Origin of the sequence: Streptomyces sp. NPDC047043, assembly GCF_040644055.1 — a bacterium.
Lineage (GTDB): Bacteria > Actinomycetota > Actinomycetes > Streptomycetales > Streptomycetaceae > Streptomyces.
In genome coordinates this window covers 24,532-43,110 of sequence record NZ_JBEYVO010000048.1, presented here as the reverse complement: position 1 = coordinate 43,110, position 18,579 = coordinate 24,532, and the positions used below count along the sequence as shown (strand labels likewise).

Below are 18,579 nucleotides of genomic sequence, written 5' to 3'. Positions count from 1 at the left end.
GGCCAGGCTGGACACCTTCGGCGATGTGGAGGAGACTGCGAATTCCCAATAGAGAGAATACCATTCTCTACGGTGCATCACCCGGCACCCGCCCGGTGGGCACCGACACCGCGGCAAGGAGGGCGTTCGTTGCTGTTTGAGTTCGACGCCGAGCAGCGGCTGTGGCAGGACACCGTGCACAAGGCCGTCGTCAAGGAGTGCCCGCCGGCGCTGGTCCGTGCCGTCGCCGACGACGGTGCCGATCCGGCTCCCCTGTGGCGCGTCTACGCCAGCCTGGGCTGGACCGAACTGACCGACCCGGCCGATACGGTCGAGCTGGCGATCGTCCTGGAGGAGCTCGGCCGCGCCACCGATCCCACGCCCTACCTCGCGACGCTGACCCAATTCGCCCCGCTGGCACCGGAGTTCGGCGCCCCGGACCGGCCCGGAACCGCCGTCCACTCCGGAGTCACCGCGCGCCCCGACAGCGGTGGCTGGGTACTGGAGGGCACCGCACGCCACGTACTGGACGGCGACCGCGCGGACCAGCTTGCCGTCGTGACCGACGCGGGCGTCTTCGTGGTGCCCGCCGCCGAGGTGACCGCCGTGCGCACACCGGTCTTCGACCCCGTCCTGCACCTCGCCGAAGTCACCTTCCCGCAGGTCCGGGTGGCCGGGAGCAGCCGTAGCGCCGCCGACCCGGAACGCGCCCGCCACCTGGCCCTCACCGGCATGGCCCTGACCATGGTCGGCGCCTGCCGGCGCGCCCTCGACCTGGTCCTCGACCACGTCCGCACCCGGCACCAGTTCGACGCCCCCATCGGCTCCTTCCAAGCCGTCCAGCACAAGGCGGCCGACATGCACGTCGCCGTCGAGCGGGCCCGCGCCCTCGCCTACTACGCGGCGCTGACCATCGCCGCCGACGACCCGTGCCGCAGCCTTGCCGCCGCCATGGCCAAGGCGGCGGCCGGCGAGTGCCAGGCCCTGGTGTTCCGCAACGCCGTCCAGCTGTTCGGCGCGATGGGCCACACCTGGGAGAACGACCTGCAGTTCGCCATCAAGCGAGCGAAGGCGGGCGAGCTGATGCTGGGCGGCGCCGCCGAGCACCGGGCGCTGATAGCCGAGGGGTTCGTGACCGAGAAGCGGATTTCCGAGGCGGTGTCATGAGACTCACCTTCGACGCCGAAATCGAGGCCTTCCGCGCCGAGTTCACGGCCTTCCTCGACTCCCACCTGCCGACGGAGGCCGAAGCCGGCGAGCGGTCCCGCTCCACCGGACACCTCCCCGAGTGGGCCGGACGCTGGCAGCGCCTGCAGTTCGACGAGGGCTGGCTGTTGCCCGGCAACCCGCCCGAGTTCGGCGGGCGCAACGCGACCGTCCTGCAGCAGTACGTCCACCGGGAGGAGCTGTCCCGGCGGCGCATCTGCCACAGCTTCAACCCCCAGGGCGTCGGCATCATCGCCGCCTCCCTGTTGTCCTTCGGCACCGAGGAACAGAAACGGCGCTGGGCCGTACCCATCCTGCGCGCGGAGATCACCGCCGCCCTCGGCATGAGCGAACCGGGCGCCGGCTCCGACCTCGCCTCGCTGCGCACCCGCGCCGAACTCGACGGCGAACACTTCACCGTCAACGGCCAGAAGGTGTGGACCTCCGGCGCCCACGACGCCGACGTGCTTCTCACCTTCGTGCGCACCGACCCGGACGCCCCCAAACACCGAGGCATCAGCGTCCTGCTCATCCCCACCGACACCCCCGGCCTGACCCGCCGCCCCTTCGCCTCCTACACCGCCCCCGAGGACAAGGACTTCAACGAGGTCTTCTTCGAGAACGTGCGGGTCCCCGCCGAAAACCTGGTCGGCCCTCTCCACCAGGGCTGGCGGGTCGCGAACGGCTCGCTCGGACACGAGCGCACACTGATGTGGCTCGGGGAGGCCGAGCGGATGGACGCCATCCTGCGGGACTTCACGCCCGCCACGCCCCTGGAGAAGGACTGGTACGCCACCCTCGTCATGGACCTCCAGGCGCTACGGCTGCTCGGCTCGGCCGCACTCGCGCGCGCCGCCCGCGGCGAACAGGACGTACCCGCACTGTCCGTCCTGAAGGTGTTCGGCTCCGAGTCCGCGCAACACGCCCTGGAACACGTCCTGGAGGCCTGCGGCCCGGACGGCCTGGACCATCCGGCGGCGACGGCGCCGTACTACCACATGAGCTTCGACGACGACTCCGCCAGCTGGTTCAACCGCTTCGCCCGCAGCTTCGGCGGCACCATCGCCGGCGGTACGTCCGAGATCCAGCGCACGATCATCGCCGAGCGGGTGCTCGGTCTGCCCCGACGCTGAGGAGACGTCCGTGCACATCCTGTACGAGGTGAAGGACCGGATCGCCACTCTCACCCTGAACCGGCCCGAGGTCGCCAACGCGCAGAACATGGCTCTCCTCGACGCACTCGACGCCGCCTGGACGCGGGCCGCCGAGGACGAGGACGTCAAGGTGATCGTGCTGCGCGCCGAGGGCAAGCACTTCTCCGCCGGGCACGACCTCAAGGACCGCTGGCCCGCCCCGGACCAGATCACCCTGGAGTGGATCTACCGGGCCGAGAACCGCCGGTACCTGGAGTACACGCTGCGCTGGCGCAACGTGCCCAAGCCGTCCATCGCCGCCGTCCAAGGGCGCTGTATCGCGGGCGGGTTGATGCTGTGCTGGCCGTGCGACCTGATCGTGGCCGCCGAGGACGCCCTGTTCTCCGACCCGGTCGCGCAGATGGGCATCGGCGGCGTCGAATACCACGGCCACACCTGGGAGTTGGGCCCGCGCAAGGCCAAGGAGATCCTCTTCACCGGCCGGCCGCTGACCGCCGGCGAGGCCGAGAGGGTCGGCATGGTCAACAGGATCGTCCCGCGAGAGGAGTTGGACGACGCCACCCGCGAACTGGCCGAGCAGATAGCCGAGATGCCGGCCTTCGGGCTCCGCCAGGCCAAGCGCGCCGTCAACCAGACCCTCGACGTACAGGGCTTCTACGCCGCGATCCAGTCCGTCTTCGACATCCACCAGACCGGACACGGCAACGCGCTCAGCGTCAGCGGATACCCGATTCTCGCCAAGCTCGACGAGATGAAGGAGAAGCTGCGCTAGGCGTTTCGTTCAGATCATCGGATCGTTGGTCTGGTGTGTCGTTGACTGATGCGCAGTGGGCAGGGATCGAGCCTAGCCCACCAGCATGCGGCCGGGCCGCAAAAGGGGGGCGGCCGGCGAACCCGACGACCATGCCCACCTGCTCGTCATCGTCACGCACCACCAAATCCGCGACAGAGCCCGTAAGTTGGACCAGAACCCGCTCTCGCATACACAGCCACGCAGGCGCCAACCCATCTGCACTGCTTCCCATCGGTCGCCGATGAGTTTCGGTGTGCCGGACGGTCCAAGTCGGCACACCCAACAAAGGGAGAACCCGATGGGCAAGACGCGCTTGCATCCGATGACTCACATCGCCCGTCGCATGTTCGAGCTCCTGGAGCCGATCTGCCTGATCACCTTCATGGCCGACGAGTGCAACGAGGAACTGGCCGCACTCGGCCACCGCACCTACTGGGACGGCTACTTCGCCAGCCGCGCCGCACCACTGGGACGGGTGCCGGCCCAAGTCGTGCACGCAGCCTTCTACAACTTCGCCGACGGGGAAGCCGCACGGCACATCCCCAGCGCCTGGGAGACGATCCCGCCCGAGGCCTCCGTCGCCGCGCGGGAGAGGGGCAGCGCGGCCTCCCTACGGCGCATCCTCGGCGACGAGCTGGCCGACTCCCCGGGCCTGGTGCGCGCCGCAGACCTGACCACCAAGGCCGCGACGAGCGCCCCCACCGAAGGCCGGGTGATGTACGCCGGCATGCGCACCCTTGAGGTACCCAGCGACCCCGTCGCCCGGCTGTGGCATTCCGCGACCATGCTGCGCGAGCACCGCGGCGACGGGCACATCGCCGCTCTCGTCGGCGCGCGCATCGGCGGCACGGAGGCCCACGTGCTCTCCGCCCTGGAACAGGGCATCCACCCCCCAGAGTCGTTCGGACGCATCCATCACCTGCCGAAAGAGCGTCTGGCCGCGGTCATGGACGGCATGCGCGAACGCGGACTCGTCGACACCGACGGCCACTTCACCGAGGCCGGCCGCGCGACCAAACAACGCATTGAATCCCTCACCGACGAACTCGCCGCCCCGCCCTACGACGCCCTGTCCCCCGCCGAACTCGACGAACTGATCACCGAGCTCGAACCCATCACCGCGACCCTGGTGGCCGCAGGCTCGCAGTGACACGCAGAAACTGCTGCAGATCTTCATGATCAGAGAAGGCCCGGGACACCGACGACCCTGCGGGTGTTCACCGCGCTGATGGCCCAGGCCGACGCCGATGAGGACCTCGACTGGGCGGTTTCGGTGGACTCCACGATCGTGCGAGCCCACCAGCATGCGGCCGGGGCCCGCAAAAAGGGGCCCCGGCCGGCGAACCCGACGACCATGCCATCGGACGGTTCCGCGGCGGACTCACCACGAAGATCCACCTGGCTGCCGATGCCCGCTGTCGGCCTCTGGCTTTCGTCCTCACCGCCGGACAGGCAGGCGATGCACCCGCCTTCACCGAGGTCATGGCCCGCCCACGTGTTCCCTGCCGACGGGGCCGGCCGCGCACCAGAGCGGACGTGGTCCTGGCGGACAAGGCGTATGCGTCCCGCGCGATCCGCGAGCACCTGCGCCGACGCGGCATCCGTGCCGTGATCCCGGTCCCGGCGGACCAACGCGGCAACCAACTGCGACGCGGGAGCCGAGGCGGCGGACCACCGGTCCTCGACCGCGAGACGTACAAGCAGCGCAATACCTGCGTTAGACCAGGCTCTGGGTGCCGACCACCGAGAGGAGCGCCAGCTTCTCGGCGGCCTCGGTGCCCGGTTCGGCCGAGTAGACGAGGATGTGAAGGTCGTTCTCCTCCACCCGGAGCAGATCGCAGTCCAGCGTGAGCAGGCCCACCTGCGGGTGCTCGATCGTCTTGCGCGAGGCCTCGAGCCGGCCGACGACACCCGCGTCCCACAGCTCGGAGAACCGCTCGCTCTTGGCCCGCAACTCAACGATCAGTCGCTGCAGTTGGCGATCCGCCGGGTAGCGCGCGGCGGTCGAACGCAGCTCCGCGACCATGCCGACCTCGAAGGAACGCCGTTCCTCCGCCGAGTGCCGCACCCGGGTCGGCACGCCCGTGAAGTTGCGCCATACACCGTTGCGTTCGAAGCCGCGCAGGCCCGACGGGTCGCCCATCAGCGCCGCATACATCGGGTTTGCGAGCAGCAGCGTCATGGCCGCGTCCGAGACCGCGACGGGCGTGTCCACCAGCCGGTCCAGCAGCCGCTGGATGCTGGGCGTGATGTAGCCGGGGACGAAGTCGGGGCCCGGCGGCACCAGCCCGGCCAGCCCGAAGAGATACGTCCGCTCGTCCCCCGACAGCCGCAGCGCCCGGGCCAGCGCCTCGACGATCTGAGCGGAGGGGTTGGCCGCCCGGCCCTGTTCCAGGCGCGTGATGTAGTCCACCGAGATCCCGGCCAGCAGGGCCAGTTCCTCGCGCCGCAGACCGGCCGCGCGCCGGTGCCCGCCAGAGGGCAGCCCCGCCGCGTCCGGGGAGGCCCGGTCGCGCCAGCGACGCAGCGCCTGTCCGAGTTCCGTCGCCGTCATGCCCCCAGTGAACACCCTCGGCCGCGCATGTGCCTGGTACCGGCAGTCCCAGGAAAGAGGGTCTTCTGGCTGACCGCTGCGTTGCGGCGCAGCCTGGACGCATGACGACAACACTGATCACCGGAGCCAACAAGGGCATCGGCCACGAGACCGCCCGCCAGCTCATCGCCGCAGGTCACACCGTGTACGTGGGGGCCCGCGACGCCGAGCGTGGACGCCGGGCCGCAGAGGTGCTGGGAGCGCGGTTCGTGCTCCTCGACGTCACCGACGACACCACGGTCGAGGCCGCGGCCAAGACGATCGAGGCCGACGGCGGACTCGACGTGCTGATCAACAACGCCGGCATCGAGACCAGGGGCGAGGGCAACAGCGTGCCCACCGCCCAGACCGTGACCGCCGACCAGATGCGCAACACCTTCGAGACGAACGTCTTCGGGGTCGTCCGCGTCATCCACGCATTCCTGCCGCTGCTGCAGCGCTCGGCAGCCCCGGTCGTGGTCAACGTCAGCAGCGGCCTGGCCTCGCTGACCCATCTCTCCGACCCCGACCACCCCGCGCACTTCTACCCGGGCGTCGCCTACCCGACCTCGAAGACGGCGGTCAACATGCTCACCGTGCAGTACGCGAAGGCGTTCCCGAACATGCGGATCAACTCCGTCGAGCCCGGCTTCACCAAGACGGACCTGAACGGCAACACGGGCACCCAGACCGTCGAGCAGGCGGCCCAGATCATCGTGCGCATGGCGCAGGTTGCGTCCGACGGCCCGACCGGCGGCTTCTTCGACGTCAACGGTCCGCTGCCCTGGTGAGTCTGAGCCGCAGGTGAGTCACAGGAGAACGTGATTCACAGCTGAGCAAGCCGGGGCGCCGAGCCCTCCGCACGCAGCAGCGCCCCGGCCTGACGGGTCAACTCCCGTGCGCTGCCCAGCAGTCCGTCCAGGACGACGGCCCGGCGCACATGCCGGTGCAACGGGTGCTCGGCGGTGAATCCGATCCCGCCGAGCACCTGCTGGCAGTGCCGGGCCGCCGTCAGCGCCGCCTGACCGGCCGCCGCCTTGGCCAGCAGCGAGCCCAGTTCGTCCTCGGCGACGGCGAGGGCGGCCTCGGCGCCCTCCAGCGCCACCAGGGTCTCCGCCAGCCGGTGCCGTACGGCCTGGAAGGAGGCGAGTGGCCGACCGAACTGGACGCGGTCCAGGACATGCGCCCGCGCGAGCGCCAGCATGGCCCGCCCGGTACCGACCAGCCACCAGCCGACCGCACGGCGGCCGGCGTCGAGCGGCACCGGGTCACCCGTGGGCAGCTCACGCAGGGGCAACTCCTCGTCCAACCCCGTGCTCACCGCCGTAGAACCGCGTTCCCACACGACCCATCTGCCACCGGCATACGGCAATGCCACCGCACCCACCACATCGGCCAGTATCGAGGCGTGTGCGCCCGTCTCGCCCAGCAACCGGAAGACGGTCGGGATCGCCACCTCGGGAAACTCGGCCAGCAGCTCGGGCCAGCCCAGCTCGACAAGGGCCGTGTCCAGGGCCGGGCCCGATGCCGTGGCCGTCATCGTCTTGCGGAGTGTCTGGGACAGCAGCTCCAGCTCGGCGGTGTCCACGGTCAGTCCTTCCCCAGGCCGAGCAGCCGGCGGGCGATGATGTTCCGCTGGATCTCGGCGGTGCCGCCGTAGATGGTGGCCGCCCGTGCGTACAGGTACTCCGACCGCCACGCAGACTCGGTCAGCTCCAGCACCCCGGGCAGCAAGTCCCGTACGGTCTCGAAGAGTTGCTGCTCGGCGGAGGCCAGCAGCACCTTGTCGACCGAGGTCTCCGGGCCGAGCCGGGCCCCCTCCGCGAGGCGGCGCTGCGTCGCGTACGAGCGGCAGCGCACCGTGTGCAGGGCGAGGTAGGCGGAGCCCAGGGCGGCGTCGTCGAGAACGTCGCTCTCGGTGAGCAGCCGGTCGAGCCGGGTGTAGAGGTGGGCGACGCGGTGCCAGAAGCAGGTGGAGCGCTCGTGCGGGAGCAGGTCCATGGCCAGGCGCCAGCCGTCGCCGGGGCGGCCGAGCATCCGGTCGGCGGGGACGACCACGTCGTCGTAGAAGACCTCGGCGAACTCGTCGACGCCGTGCATCGTGCGCAACGGCCGCACGGTGATGCCCGGGGTGTCCATGTCGACGAAGAACGCGGTGATGCCGTCGTGGCCGGGGGAGGTGCGGGCGAGCAGGACGCAGCGGGCCGCGTACTGGGCGAGGCTCGTCCAGACCTTCTGGCCGTTGATCGCCCACGAGTCGCCCTGCCGTACGGCCTTGGTGGTCAGGGAGGCCAGGTCGCTGCCCGAGCCCGGTTCGGAGAATCCCTGGCACCACTGTTCCCGGCCGCTCAGGAGCAACGGGACCATTTCGGCGGCCAGTTCGGGGCGGGCGTGCGAGATGAGGGTCGGGGTCAGGACCTCGACCATCGAGTAGATGCCGGGTTGCGCGAGGCCGCGGGTGGCGACCTCCTCGCCGAGCACCGCCCGGAGGACCGCGGGTCCGCCGAGCCCGCCGACCTGCTCCGGCCAGCCGTGGCGCATCCAGCCCGCGTCGAACAAGGCCCGGCGTACCCGCCCCAGTTGGGCGACCTGTGCGTCGAGGGAGTGCTCGGGGCCGGGGGAGAGGTCGTGCTCGTCGAGCCAGGAACGCAGGGCGGTGCGGAACTCCGTCGTGGTCGTGAAGGCGCTCATACCGTCGGGCGTTCGAAGGCGTGCGGGCGTCCCGAGTCGTGTGCTCCGCTGCGGCGGATGAAGGTCATGGCGCGGGTACGCAGCCGCCAGCCCTCGGCGGTGCGGACGTAGGTGTCGTTGTAGTAGCCGATGCGCATGTCGTGCGTGGCGTGGTCGACGAAGCACAGCGGCTGGGTGCCGGTCGCGGTGTCGCCGTCGAGGTCGATCACGGGTGTGCCGGTGAGGAACAGCCCCTTGGGGGCGGCCGCGACCAAGGCGGGGAAGTCGGCCAGGGGATAGGTGTCGCCGAAGGCGCTGTAGGTGCCGTCGGACGTGAAGACCGCCAGCAGTCCGTCCATGTCCCCTTGGGTGATGGTCACCGCGTAACGGGCGAGGAGCTGCTGGATCTCCACGAGGTCGGTGGTCGTGTCGTCAGTGGCCACGGGCTCCCCTCCTTTCCGCACGCTCGCGCGCGTCGTGTTCGGGCCGGATGCCGAAGGTGTTGAAGGCCATGGCCATCAGGGCGTACGTGCCCACGGTGAACACCAGGTCCATCAGCTGGTGTTCGTCGAGGTGGTCGGCGAGCGCGGCCCAGGTGCGATCGGAGACGTCGGAGCCGTCCTCGAGCTCGTCGACGGCGCCGAGAACCGCGCTCTCGAGCGGATCGGCCGCCTTGCCCCGCCCGGCGGCCTCGATCTCGGCCTCGGTGAGACCGAGTTGCCGGGCGGCGTAGAAGTGATGCGTCCACTCGTACGCGCAGTCGCGGCGCTTGGCGATGCGCAGGATGACCAGCTCGCGCAGCCGGTCCGGCAGCGTCGAGCGGGCCAGGACGTAAGTGCTGTAGGGGAGGAAGGCCCCGGTCAGCTCGGGGTGGCGGACGAGTGTGGAGAGCAGGTTGCCGGCCGCTTCGGCGTTGCGCATGCTCCGGGGGAGCAGGGGGGCGAGCACCTCGCGGGCCCGGTCGTCCCACTGGTCGTCCGGCAGCGGAGGCAGGCGAGGCGGCATGCAGACTCCCTCGTGAACCATGTTGAGAATGATGTTCTCATATTCGAGTGTCAGGTTTTCACCCGGTGTGCCGCCACGTCAATCGTCAGGCGCGCAGCTTGCCGAAGTCCCAGCTGACGATCTTCTCCGGGCGCAGCCGGAGCCAGGCGTGCCTGCCGTCGTGCCGGAACTCCCCGCCGCCCATGTACTTGCCCGCGAAGAGATGCTCGGGCCCGGCCAGTTCGGCCACCGCCCCGCCCTTGCGCGGTACCTCGCCGACGATCTCGGCGGTGCCCAGCAGTTCGACACCGCGCAGTCGCAGGAAGTCGAAGCCGCCGTCGTCGACGAGCACGCTGAGCCGTGGGTCGCGGCCCAGATCGGTCCAACGCTGGCTGCGTGTCAGCGAGTTGAGCCAGAGCGCTGTTCCGTCCCAGACGAACCAGAGTGCCCCGGCGTGCGGGCGTCCGCCCGGGCCGACGGTCGCCACCCGGCACACGGGCTGCGAGCGCAGAAAGGCGTCCCGCTCCTCCTCGGTCATGGTGATCGCGGTTCCCCTGCGTTGACCGGGCATGATTCCTCCCGCTCTCGTGTGAATGCCTAATTCTCCTGCGCGACAGGTTGCTTCTCCTCTAGCGAGAAGCTACTTTCCACCGCAGGCGGGGCCGTGGCAAGCAGGACCCGTGACACCCAGAAGAGATGGGGAGCCGTGAGTCTTTTCCATGAGGACCGGCTGTTGATCGACGGGGAACTCGTGCGGGCCGAGGGCTCCTTCGAGACCGTCGATCCGTCCACCGGGAAGGTGCTGGGGACGGCATCCGACGCGGAGGCCAGCCATGTCGAGGCGGCCGTCGCGGCCGCCCGCCGGGCGTTCGACACCACCGACTGGATGCGCGACCGCGACCTGCGGCTGCGCTGCCTGCGCCAGCTCCACGGCGCCCTGCGCGAACACCGCGAGGAGCTGAGGGAGTTGACCATCGCCGAGGTGGGCGCACCGCGCGCACTCACCCACGGGCCGCAGCTCGACGAGCCCATCGAGATGGTCAAGTACTACGCCGACCTGCTCGAACGCTACGAGTTCCGCGAGGAGCTCCCCACCGTGCAGAGCCGGGGGAGTCGGCACCGCCGCTGGGTGGAGAAGGAGGCCGCCGGGGTCGTCGCGGCGATCCTGCCCTACAACTTCCCCAACCAACTGGCCCTCGCCAAGCTCGCCCCGTCGCTGGCGGCCGGCTGCACCGTCGTACTCAAGGGTGCCCCGGACACCCCGTGGACGACGCTCGCGCTCGGCCGGATCATCGCCGAGGAGACCGACATTCCCGCGGGCGTGGTCAACGTTCTCGCTTCCTCCGGCCCCGCGACCGGCGAGCTGCTGACCACCCACCCCGGCATCGACATGATCACCTTCACCGGGTCGACCCCGGTCGGCAAGGCCATCATGGCGGCCGCCTCGACCTCCCTGAAGCGGGTGTTCCTGGAGCTCGGCGGCAAGTCCGCGATGATCGTCCTGGACGACGCCGACCTCGGGGGCGCCGCGATGTTCGCCGCCTTCACCATCTGCTCGCACTCCGGCCAGGGGTGCGCGCTCACCTCCCGGCTCCTCGTCCCGCGCGAGAAGCACGACGAGATCGTCGCCCTGGTCGCGGCCATGCTCGGCCGGGTCAGGTGCGGCGACCCGGCCGACCCGGCGACCCACATGGGACCGCTGATCAGCGAGAAGCAGCGCACCAAGGTGCACGGCATGGTCGAGCGCGCCGTCGCCGCCGGAGCCCGCCTGGTCACCGGCGGCAGGCCCGCCGAGCGCGAAGGCTTCTTCTACGAGCCGACACTGCTCGCCGACGTCGACCCGCGCGCCGAGATCGCCCAGGAAGAGGTCTTCGGGCCCGTCCTCGCCGTCATCTCCTACGACGACGAGGACGACGCCGTCCGCATCGCCAACGACTCGGTGTACGGGCTGTCCGGTGCGGTGCTCGGCGCCGACGACGAGCGGGCGACCGCGGTGGCCCGGCGGATCCGCAGCGGCACCTTCAGCATCAACGGCGGCAACTACTTCGCCGCCGACGCCCCGTTCGGCGGGTTCAAGCAGTCCGGCATCGGCCGGGAGATGGGTGTGGCGGGGCTGGAGGAGTTCCTCGAGCTCAAGACCTTTGCCGTGGCGGTCAAGTAACCGCTGCTGGCCAGCAGTTCGGGGACACCACCGAGGAGGCACCCCGTGAGAGTCCAGGCAATCCCCGCCGCCCTTGCGGCGGCCGCACTGCTCGCCGTCGCCGGATGCGGCGGCCACGACAGCGCCGGCGACGCGGGCGACGGCGACGCGAGCGCCACCAAGGCGGCACAGCAGGCCACCGCGGGCGACTTCGGCGACCTGAAGAAGGTGTGCGGGCCGGGCGACGCGAAGAGCTCGCCCGCCCAGGGCGTCACCGCCGACGCCATCGAGCTCGGTGTCTTCTCCGACGTCGGCTTCAGCAAGAACTCCGAATTCGTGGACACCGCAAAGGTGTTCACCTCCTGGTGCAACGCGGCCGGCGGCATCAACGGCCGCAAACTCGTCGCCACCACCCGCGACTCCAAGCTGATGGAGGTCCGCCAGCGGATGCTGGAGGCCTGCAAGGAGGACTTCGCGCTCGTCGGCGGCGGCTCCGCCCTGGACGCCCTCGGCGTCAAGGACCGCCTCGACTGCCTGCTGCCCGACTTCCCCGCCCAGGTCAGCCAGATCCAGAACCAGGGCTCGGACCTCCAGCTCAACGAGTCCGGCGGCGCCTCCTACGACCGCTACCCCGGCTACTACCAGTGGCTGCTCAAGACCGCCTACCCCAAGTCCGCCTCAGCCGTCGGCACCATCGCCGGCGACGCCGCGGTCAGCAAGGTCATCGCCGCCCGCGCCGAAGAGAGCCTCAAGGCCGCCGGCGCGAAGGTCACCTACCACGACCTCTACCCGGCCGCCGGCGTCTCCGACTGGACGCCCTACGCGCAGGCCCTCAAGAGCAAGGGCGTCAAGGGCCTCGTCTTCCTGGGGGACTTCGCGAGCCTGTCCAAGCTGGAACAGATCCTCACCGGCATGAACTACAAGCTGGACTGGATCGACGCCAACAACAACGCCTACGGCCCCGCCTTCCTCCAACTGGCAGGCAAGTCCCTGGACTTCCAGAACAACTTCGCCGACCTCAGCGGCGTCCACCCGCTGGAGAAGGCCGCCGACAACCCGGCGACCGAGCAACTGGTCCAGCTGTTCAAGAAGTACGCGCCCAAGGCACAACCGACCCTGCCGGGTGTCCGCGGCTTCGCCGCCTGGCTGCTGTTCGCCAAGGCGGCCTCCTCCTGCGGCGACGACCTGACCCGCAAGTGCGTCTACGAGGCGGCCCGCAAGGAGACCTCGTGGACCGGCGGCGGCCTGCTCGCCCCCGTCGACCTGTCCAAGAACGACGCCCCGCTCAACTGCTTCAACATCGAGAAGGCGACTTCCAAGGGCTGGGCGCCCGCCGACTTCAAGCCCGACGAGGGCGCCTACCGCTGCAACGCGCCCACCTACAAGTTCAAGGGCGACTACGGCAAACCGCTCACCCTCGCCGACGTCGGCAAGAGCATGGCCGACGTGAAGTGAAGTGACGTGACCTGATGGAGCAGTTCCTCACCTTCGGGATCGTCGGCCTGAGCACCGCCGCCGTCTACGCGGTGATCGGCAGCGGACTGGTGCTCACCTACGTCACCACCGGCGTGTTCAACTTCGCGCACGGGGCGGCGGGCATGCTGGCGGCGTTCTGCTACTGGCAGTTCACCGTCGGCTGGGGCTGGCCGGTCCCGGTGGCCCTGGCGTTGGTGCTGCTGGTGCTCGCCCCCGCCTTCGGCCTCGCCGTCGAACGGGTCCTGATGCGGCCCGTGCAGCAACTCGGCGAGGCCGAACGGCTGGTGATGACGGTGGCGCTGCTCAGCGGCGCCATCGCCGCCGCCCGCTGGATCTGGGACCCCGATGTCCCGCGCCCGCTGTCGGTGTTCTTCGCCGACGAGAAGCCCCTTCACATCGGACCGGCCACCCTCACCTGGCACCAGGCCCTCACCATGACCGTCGCCGTCGCGGTCGCCGCCGGACTGTGGTTCCTGCTCAACCGCACCCGCACCGGCGCCGAGATGCGCGCCACCGTCGACGACCGCGCCCTCGTCCGGCTCACCGGCGCCGACCCCATCCGCGCCAGCCGCGTCGCCTGGATCCTCGGCACCCAACTCGCTGCGATCGGCGGCATTTTGATCGCCCCGACCGTCGCCCTCGACGCCTCCCAGCTCTCCCTGCTGATCGTCAGCGCCTACACCGCCGCCGTCTTCGGACGGCTGCGCAGCCTGCCGTACACCTTCGCCGGCGCGGTCGTCGTCGGCTGCCTGGAGAGCTACCTCACCGGCTATCTCCCGCAGAACCAGTACCTGCCCGGCCTTCGCCTGGCGGCCCCCGCCCTGCTCCTCTTCCTCGCCCTGCTGCTCTTCCGCCACCCACGCCTGCGCGGCCGCGACCGACGCCTGGTGCAGGTCCCGGCGCCGAGTTTGCGCGGCACCGCCGTCTTCGCCGCGTCGACGATCGCCTTCGGGGTCGTCCTGGCGACGGTGCTCGACGAGGCCGACCTCGTCACCTACGGGCCGATCTTCTCGCTCGGCATCGTCGCCCTCTCCTACGTTCCCCTCGCCGGGTACGCCGGCCAGATCTCCCTGTGCCAGCTGAGCATGGCCGGCATCGGCGCCGTCGTCTGGGGACACCTCGGCGCGCACGGGGAGCTGTGGGCACTGGCCGCCGCGATCGCCGTGTCCGGGGCCGCCGGGGCACTGATCGCGGTGCCCGCGCTGCGGTTCTCCGGCGTGTATCTGGCCCTGGGGACGGCCGCGTTCGCGGTGATCCTCGACCGGTGGATCTTCACCCTGCCGTCCTTCCACCTGTTCGGGGCGCGCATCGCCCTGTTCGACCAGGGCTCGGTCGAGATGAGCGGACCCGACCTGTTCGGCCAACGACTGGACTCCGCCGCCGAGTTGACGGTCGCCGCCGCCGTCTGCCTCGGCCTCGCCTCGCTCGCGGTCGCATGGCTGCGGCGCAGCGGCTTCGGGCGGCGGCTGATCGCCCTGCGGGACAGCGAGGCGGCGTACGCGACCCTCGGCGGCAACCTGCTGGTGACCAAGGTGCTCGTGTTCGCACTGTCGGCCGGCATCGCCGGACTCGGCGGCGCGCTCTACGGCATGCAGCAACGCTCCATCACCGCCGAGCAGTTCAACCTCGTCGCCGGACTACCGATCTTCCTCGTCGCCGTCATCGGCGGCCTCGGCGCGGTCGGCAACGGCCTGTTCGCCGGGACCGCCTACATCGGACCGAACGTCCTGGTCGGCGTGGCCTCCTGGACCCAGAACATCGTCACCGTCCTGCCCGCCCTCGCCGGGATGGGTCTCGGCCACAGCCCCGAAGGGATCGTGGCCCGCTTCCGGCACGAGTGGGAGCCGTTGGGCCGCGACCTGGTCGCGCTCCCGGTGCTGCTCGGTGCACTGGCCCTGGGCTGGACGCTGCGGCTGACCGACGTGATCAACGGCTGGACATTGCTGATCGGTTCGCTGGTGGCGGGCTTCGCCCTGCGCGCCTGGGCCGCCGCTCGCCAGGCCCCGAAAACCGAACCGGACGTCCCGGTCGAGTGGTGGGGCGTACGACGTCCCTGGCGTGCGCAGGACGGGGAGGTGCTGGCCCGTGCCACTGCTGGAAGTTAGCGGCGTGACCGTCGCCTTCGGCGGCAACCGCGCGCTGGACGGCGTCGCCATGAGCGCCGAACGCGGCCGGATCACCGGGCTCATCGGGCCCAACGGGGCCGGAAAGAGCACCCTGTTCGACGTCGTGTCCGGACTGCGGCGGCCCCAGTCCGGAAAGGTCGTTCTCGGCGGCCGTGACGTCACCCGGCTCGGGCCCGCGCGCCGCTGCCGACACGGACTGGCCCGCACCTTCCAACGCCTGGAACTCTTCGGCCGGTTGAGCGTCCGCGACAACCTCCTCGTCGCCGCGGAACTCGGCCCCGAGCGACGGCACGCCGGGCGCACGGCCGACGTCCTCCTCGAACGGCTCGGTCTGACCGGCCTCGCCGACACCTGCGCCGACAACCTCCCCACCGGAGTCGCCCGCCTCGTCGAGGTCGGCCGGGCCATGGCCGTACGACCCGAACTCCTGCTCCTCGACGAGCCCGCCGCCGGACAGGACGGCGAGGAGACCGAACGGTTCGCCACCCTGCTGCGCTCCCTGGCGAAGGACGGCACCGCGGTGGTCCTGGTCGAGCACGACATGGGCCTGGTCATGGGCGTGTGCGACGAGGTGCACGTGCTCGATCTCGGCAAAATCATCGCCGTGGGACCGCCCGAGGTGATCCGGAACGACGAGACGGTGCTGGCGGCCTATCTGGGGGACGTGTGAACGCTCTTCTCGAACTGCGCGCCGTCCGCGCCGCCCACGAGGGCATCACCGTCCTGCACGGCGTCGACCTGAGCGTCGGCGCCGGACAGGTCGTCGCGCTGCTCGGCCCCAACGGCGCCGGAAAGACGACGGCGTTGCATGTCGCGGCCGGCCTCCACCCGGCCCGGTCCGGTCAACTCCTGCTCGGCGGACGGGACATGACCGGCGCCGAGCCCCGCGACCTCGCCCGCGCCGGCGTCTGCCTGATCCCCGAGGGACGCGGCGTGTTCCCCAACCTCTCGGTCCGCGACAACCTCCTGATGATGACCTTCACGGGCCGCACCCGGGAAGAGATCGAGGAGATCGCCTTCGCACGCTTCCCCGCCCTCGGCAAGCGCGCGAACCAGGCGGCAGGCACCCTCTCCGGAGGCGAGCAGCAGATGCTCGCCCTCGCCCGGGGCCTGGCCACCGACCCCGCCGTGCTCCTCCTCGACGAACTGTCCATGGGACTGGCCCCGTTGGTCGTCTCCCGGCTCTACGAACAGGTCGCCGAGATCGCCCGGCAGGGCGTCGCGGTGCTCGTCGTCGAGCAGTTCGCGGCCGCCGTCCTCGGCATCGCCGACCACGCGGCCGTCCTCGTGCGCGGCCGCATCGAACGCCAGGGCCGCCCCGACGGCGGGCTGCGCGACGAACTGTCCGCCCTCTACCTGGGGAGTTCCGCATGACACCCGCCGAGCCCGATACAGACTCCCGAGAGCCACACACCGACGTCCCCGAGCCGCTCACCCGGACCGGCCCCTCACGGGCGGACCGCTTCGTCCGCGAACTCGCCGACCTCAAGATCCCCGACCCGGCCGCCGCCCGGACCGGCCTCTGGCTGCGCCTCGGCGCCACGCTGATGGTCGTGGGCCTCGTGCTCGCGGTGTCGGCCTACTTCGTCTCGCACAACACCCAGAACCCCCTCGACCAGCGCGACGCCCTCGCCCTCGGCCTCGGCGGCATCGCCGGCACCGTCGTCGGCGCGGCACTGTTCCTGCGCTACTCGCTCACCGGCTTCCTGCGGTTCTGGATGGCCCGCCAGTCCCACGACCTCGCCGTGCTCGCCGACCGTCTCTGTGAAGGGGACCCGCACCATGACCTCACCAGCACCGACGCTGCGCCCCGGTGACCAGCTCGCCAGCACGGTGTGCACCACCCGCGTGGTCGTGATCCGCGCCCCCGCCGACCGGCAGCCGACCCTGACCTGCGGCGGCGCCCCCCTCGTACCCGCCGCCACCGCACCGCCTCCGCCCGCCGCGAACGCCGAGCCGGTCACCCTCCTCGGCAAGCGCTACGTCGACGCCCACGGCACCCTCGAGCTGCTGTGCACCAGCCCCGGAGCCGGTGAACTCGCCTGCGACGGCGCCCCCATGACCCTCAAGGCCGCCAAACCCCTCCCGGCCTCCGACTGAACCGACCCCCCACCGGCCCGCCACCGACCTCCCACCGCCCCATCCCCGCACCGGCCTCACCAGCGAAAGGGACCGCGCATGAACAAGGACGAGCTGATCCTCATCAGCGTCGACGACCACATCATCGAGCCGCCGGACATCTTCGTGAACCACCTGCCCAAGCGGTACCTGGACGACGCTCCCAAGCTCGTCCACCGCGAGGACGGCAGCGACCGGTGGCAGTTCCGGGACAACAGCGTCGGAAACGCCGCTCTCAACGCGGTCGCGGGACGGCCCAAGGAGGAGTACGGCCTCGACCCGCAGGGCATGGACGAGATCCGCCCCGGCTGCTACGACGTCCACGAACGCATCAAGGACATGAACGCGGGCGGCGTGCTCGCGCAGATGAACTTCCCCTCCTTCCCCGGCTTTTCGGCGCGGATGTTCGCCACCGAGGACTCGGACTTCTCGCTCGCGCTGGTGCGGGCGTACAACGACTGGCACATCGACGAGTGGTGCGGCTCCTACCCGGGCCGCTTCATCCCGATGGCCCTGCCCGCGATCTGGGACGCCGAGCTGTGCGCGGGCGAGATACGGCGGGTCGCCGCCAAGGGCTGTCACTCGATGACCTTCCCGGAGAACCCTGCTGCCCTGGGTTACCCGAGCTTCCACGACCCGTACTGGAACCCGGTGTGGCAGGCCGCCTGCGACACCGACACCGTCCTGTCGGTGCACATCGGCTCGTCGGGCCGCCTCGCCATCCCGGCCGTCGACTCGCCGCCGGACGTGATGATCACGCTCCAGCCCATCAACCTCGTCCAGGCCGCCGCCGACCTGCTCTGGTCGCGCACGCTCAAGGACTTCCCCGATCTGAAGATCGCGCTCTCGGAAGGCGGAACCGGGTGGATCCCGTACTTCCTGGAGCGGGTCGACCGCACCTTCGAGATGCACGCCGCCTGGACCCTGCAGGACTTCGGCGGCAAGCTGCCCTCCGAGGTCTTCCGCGAGCACTTCCTGACCTGCTTCATCACCGACCGGCTGGGCGTGAAGCTGCGGCACGAGATCGGCATCGACAACATCTGCTGGGAGGGCGACTACCCGCACAGCGACTCCCTGTGGCCCGACGCCCCCGAGCAGCTGCATGACGTACTCGAAGAATGCGATGTCCCGGACGCGGACACCGTGAAGATCACACACGAGAACGCCATGCGCTGGTACTCCTTCGACCCCTTCTCGCACATCCCGCGCGAGCAGGCCACCGTGGGCGCCCTGCGCAAGGCCGCCGAGGGCCACGACGTGAGCATCCGGGCGCGCAGTCGCCAACTCAAGGAGCCGGTCGACAAGTTGGCGGAGTTCCGCGCCCGGGCACGCGCGGCCGTGGCGGCGGCGAGCAAGTAGTG

19 protein-coding genes and 1 pseudogene are annotated in these 18,579 nt (G+C 70.5%); 14 read left to right on the top strand and 6 right to left on the bottom strand.

Translation table 11 applies throughout. The features are described 5' to 3' along the window. Positions 1-129 precede the first annotated feature (129 nt). The 5 genes and pseudogenes from ABZ880_RS48880 to ABZ880_RS48860 form a co-directional block, all read left to right on the top strand. On the top strand, positions 130-1,146 hold the full coding sequence (locus tag ABZ880_RS48880) for an acyl-CoA dehydrogenase family protein (protein ID WP_361277539.1): 1,017 nt from the start codon (positions 130-132) through the stop codon (positions 1,144-1,146). Further along, on the top strand, positions 1,143-2,318 hold the full coding sequence (locus tag ABZ880_RS48875; RefSeq protein ID WP_361277538.1) for an acyl-CoA dehydrogenase family protein: 1,176 nt from the start codon (positions 1,143-1,145) through the stop codon (positions 2,316-2,318). Before ABZ880_RS48880 ends, ABZ880_RS48875 begins: the two co-directional genes overlap by 4 nt. A 10-nt stretch (positions 2,319-2,328) precedes the next feature. Then, positions 2,329-3,111 (top strand): enoyl-CoA hydratase, encoded by a 783-nt coding sequence (locus ABZ880_RS48870; protein ID WP_361277537.1) that lies wholly within the window; start codon positions 2,329-2,331, stop codon positions 3,109-3,111. A gap of 319 nt (positions 3,112-3,430) precedes the next feature. Next, entirely contained in the window at positions 3,431-4,282 is an 852-nt protein-coding gene (locus tag ABZ880_RS48865) for a MarR family transcriptional regulator (RefSeq protein WP_361277536.1), read from the top strand. Positions 4,283-4,387: 105 nt separating this feature from the next. Then, positions 4,388-4,845: pseudogene (locus ABZ880_RS48860) on the top strand (IS5 family transposase); the annotation flags it as partial. A 4-nt stretch (positions 4,846-4,849) separates the two neighbouring features. Here the strand turns inward: ABZ880_RS48860 and ABZ880_RS48855 are convergent. Then, positions 4,850-5,686 carry a helix-turn-helix transcriptional regulator gene (locus ABZ880_RS48855; RefSeq protein WP_361277535.1) on the bottom strand — a complete coding sequence of 279 codons (837 nt, stop codon included), beginning with the start codon at positions 5,684-5,686 and terminating at the stop codon, positions 4,850-4,852. Between the two features lie 101 nt (positions 5,687-5,787). Here ABZ880_RS48855 and ABZ880_RS48850 point away from each other — a divergent pair, with 101 nt between their 5' ends. Continuing rightward, positions 5,788-6,495 carry an SDR family NAD(P)-dependent oxidoreductase gene (locus ABZ880_RS48850; RefSeq protein ID WP_361277534.1) on the top strand — a complete coding sequence of 236 codons (708 nt, stop codon included), beginning with the start codon at positions 5,788-5,790 and terminating at the stop codon, positions 6,493-6,495. Between the two features lie 35 nt (positions 6,496-6,530). Here ABZ880_RS48850 and ABZ880_RS48845 read toward each other — a convergent pair whose 3' ends face one another. From ABZ880_RS48845 to ABZ880_RS48825, 5 genes are all read right to left on the bottom strand, one after another. Next, complete coding sequence (locus ABZ880_RS48845; RefSeq protein WP_361277533.1) at positions 6,531-7,292, bottom strand: acyl-CoA dehydrogenase family protein; 762 nt, start codon at positions 7,290-7,292, stop codon at positions 6,531-6,533. A 2-nt stretch (positions 7,293-7,294) separates the two neighbouring features. Then, positions 7,295-8,395: an acyl-CoA dehydrogenase family protein gene (locus ABZ880_RS48840; protein WP_361277532.1), complete on the bottom strand. Its 1,101-nt coding sequence runs from the start codon at positions 8,393-8,395 to the stop codon at positions 7,295-7,297. Further along, complete coding sequence (locus ABZ880_RS48835) at positions 8,392-8,817, bottom strand: nuclear transport factor 2 family protein (protein WP_361277531.1); 426 nt, start codon at positions 8,815-8,817, stop codon at positions 8,392-8,394. Before ABZ880_RS48835 ends, ABZ880_RS48840 begins: the two co-directional genes overlap by 4 nt. Then, entirely contained in the window at positions 8,807-9,379 is a 573-nt protein-coding gene (locus tag ABZ880_RS48830) for a carboxymuconolactone decarboxylase family protein (protein WP_361277530.1), read from the bottom strand. Before ABZ880_RS48830 ends, ABZ880_RS48835 begins: the two co-directional genes overlap by 11 nt. An 85-nt stretch (positions 9,380-9,464) precedes the next feature. Then, positions 9,465-9,929, bottom strand: coding sequence for a pyridoxamine 5'-phosphate oxidase family protein (locus tag ABZ880_RS48825; protein ID WP_361277529.1), 465 nt, complete (start codon positions 9,927-9,929; stop codon positions 9,465-9,467). 135 nt (positions 9,930-10,064) lie between these two features. Between ABZ880_RS48825 and ABZ880_RS48820 the strand changes: the two genes are divergently transcribed. The 8 genes from ABZ880_RS48820 (at position 10,065) to ABZ880_RS48785 (ending at position 18,577) form a co-directional block, all read left to right on the top strand. Continuing rightward, a complete protein-coding gene (locus ABZ880_RS48820) occupies positions 10,065-11,519 on the top strand; it encodes an aldehyde dehydrogenase family protein (RefSeq protein WP_361277528.1) in 1,455 nt (484 codons plus the stop codon). A 45-nt stretch (positions 11,520-11,564) separates the two neighbouring features. Continuing rightward, positions 11,565-12,953, top strand: a complete 1,389-nt coding sequence (locus tag ABZ880_RS48815) for an ABC transporter substrate-binding protein (protein ID WP_361277527.1) — start codon at positions 11,565-11,567, stop codon at positions 12,951-12,953. 14 nt (positions 12,954-12,967) lie between these two features. Further along, positions 12,968-15,079 carry an ABC transporter permease gene (locus ABZ880_RS48810; protein WP_361277526.1) on the top strand — a complete coding sequence of 704 codons (2,112 nt, stop codon included), beginning with the start codon at positions 12,968-12,970 and terminating at the stop codon, positions 15,077-15,079. Continuing rightward, a complete protein-coding gene (locus ABZ880_RS48805) occupies positions 15,060-15,770 on the top strand; it encodes an ABC transporter ATP-binding protein (protein WP_361277525.1) in 711 nt (236 codons plus the stop codon). Before ABZ880_RS48810 ends, ABZ880_RS48805 begins: the two co-directional genes overlap by 20 nt. Further along, on the top strand, positions 15,767-16,474 hold the full coding sequence (locus ABZ880_RS48800) for an ABC transporter ATP-binding protein (protein ID WP_361277524.1): 708 nt from the start codon (positions 15,767-15,769) through the stop codon (positions 16,472-16,474). The genes ABZ880_RS48805 and ABZ880_RS48800 overlap by 4 nt, the downstream gene beginning before the upstream one ends. Beyond that, positions 16,471-16,917, top strand: coding sequence for a hypothetical protein (locus ABZ880_RS48795; protein ID WP_361277523.1), 447 nt, complete (start codon positions 16,471-16,473; stop codon positions 16,915-16,917). Before ABZ880_RS48800 ends, ABZ880_RS48795 begins: the two co-directional genes overlap by 4 nt. After that, positions 16,883-17,200, top strand: coding sequence for a hypothetical protein (locus tag ABZ880_RS48790; RefSeq protein ID WP_361277522.1), 318 nt, complete (start codon positions 16,883-16,885; stop codon positions 17,198-17,200). The genes ABZ880_RS48795 and ABZ880_RS48790 overlap by 35 nt, the downstream gene beginning before the upstream one ends. Before the next feature lie 78 nt (positions 17,201-17,278). Next, positions 17,279-18,577 carry an amidohydrolase family protein gene (locus tag ABZ880_RS48785; protein ID WP_361277521.1) on the top strand — a complete coding sequence of 433 codons (1,299 nt, stop codon included), beginning with the start codon at positions 17,279-17,281 and terminating at the stop codon, positions 18,575-18,577. The last annotated feature ends 2 nt before the right edge of the window (positions 18,578-18,579 follow it).

Bases quoted from the DNA above. Each gene is read 5' to 3' on its own strand.
- ABZ880_RS48875 (WP_361277538.1), top strand. From the start codon at position 1,143: ATGAGACTCACCTTCGACGCCGAAATCGAGGCCTTCCGCGCCGAGTTC.
- ABZ880_RS48865 (WP_361277536.1), top strand. From the start codon at position 3,431: ATGGGCAAGACGCGCTTGCATCCGATGACTCACATCGCCCGTCGCATG.
- ABZ880_RS48855 (WP_361277535.1), bottom strand. From the start codon at position 5,686: ATGACGGCGACGGAACTCGGACAGGCGCTGCGTCGCTGGCGCGACCGG.
- ABZ880_RS48850 (WP_361277534.1), top strand. From the start codon at position 5,788: ATGACGACAACACTGATCACCGGAGCCAACAAGGGCATCGGCCACGAG.
- ABZ880_RS48840 (WP_361277532.1), bottom strand. From the start codon at position 8,395: ATGAGCGCCTTCACGACCACGACGGAGTTCCGCACCGCCCTGCGTTCC.
- ABZ880_RS48830 (WP_361277530.1), bottom strand. From the start codon at position 9,379: ATGCCGCCTCGCCTGCCTCCGCTGCCGGACGACCAGTGGGACGACCGG.
- ABZ880_RS48825 (WP_361277529.1), bottom strand. From the start codon at position 9,929: ATGCCCGGTCAACGCAGGGGAACCGCGATCACCATGACCGAGGAGGAG.
- ABZ880_RS48810 (WP_361277526.1), top strand. From the start codon at position 12,968: ATGGAGCAGTTCCTCACCTTCGGGATCGTCGGCCTGAGCACCGCCGCC.
- ABZ880_RS48795 (WP_361277523.1), top strand. From the start codon at position 16,471: ATGACACCCGCCGAGCCCGATACAGACTCCCGAGAGCCACACACCGAC.
- ABZ880_RS48790 (WP_361277522.1), top strand. From the start codon at position 16,883: ATGACCTCACCAGCACCGACGCTGCGCCCCGGTGACCAGCTCGCCAGC.
- ABZ880_RS48785 (WP_361277521.1), top strand. From the start codon at position 17,279: ATGAACAAGGACGAGCTGATCCTCATCAGCGTCGACGACCACATCATC.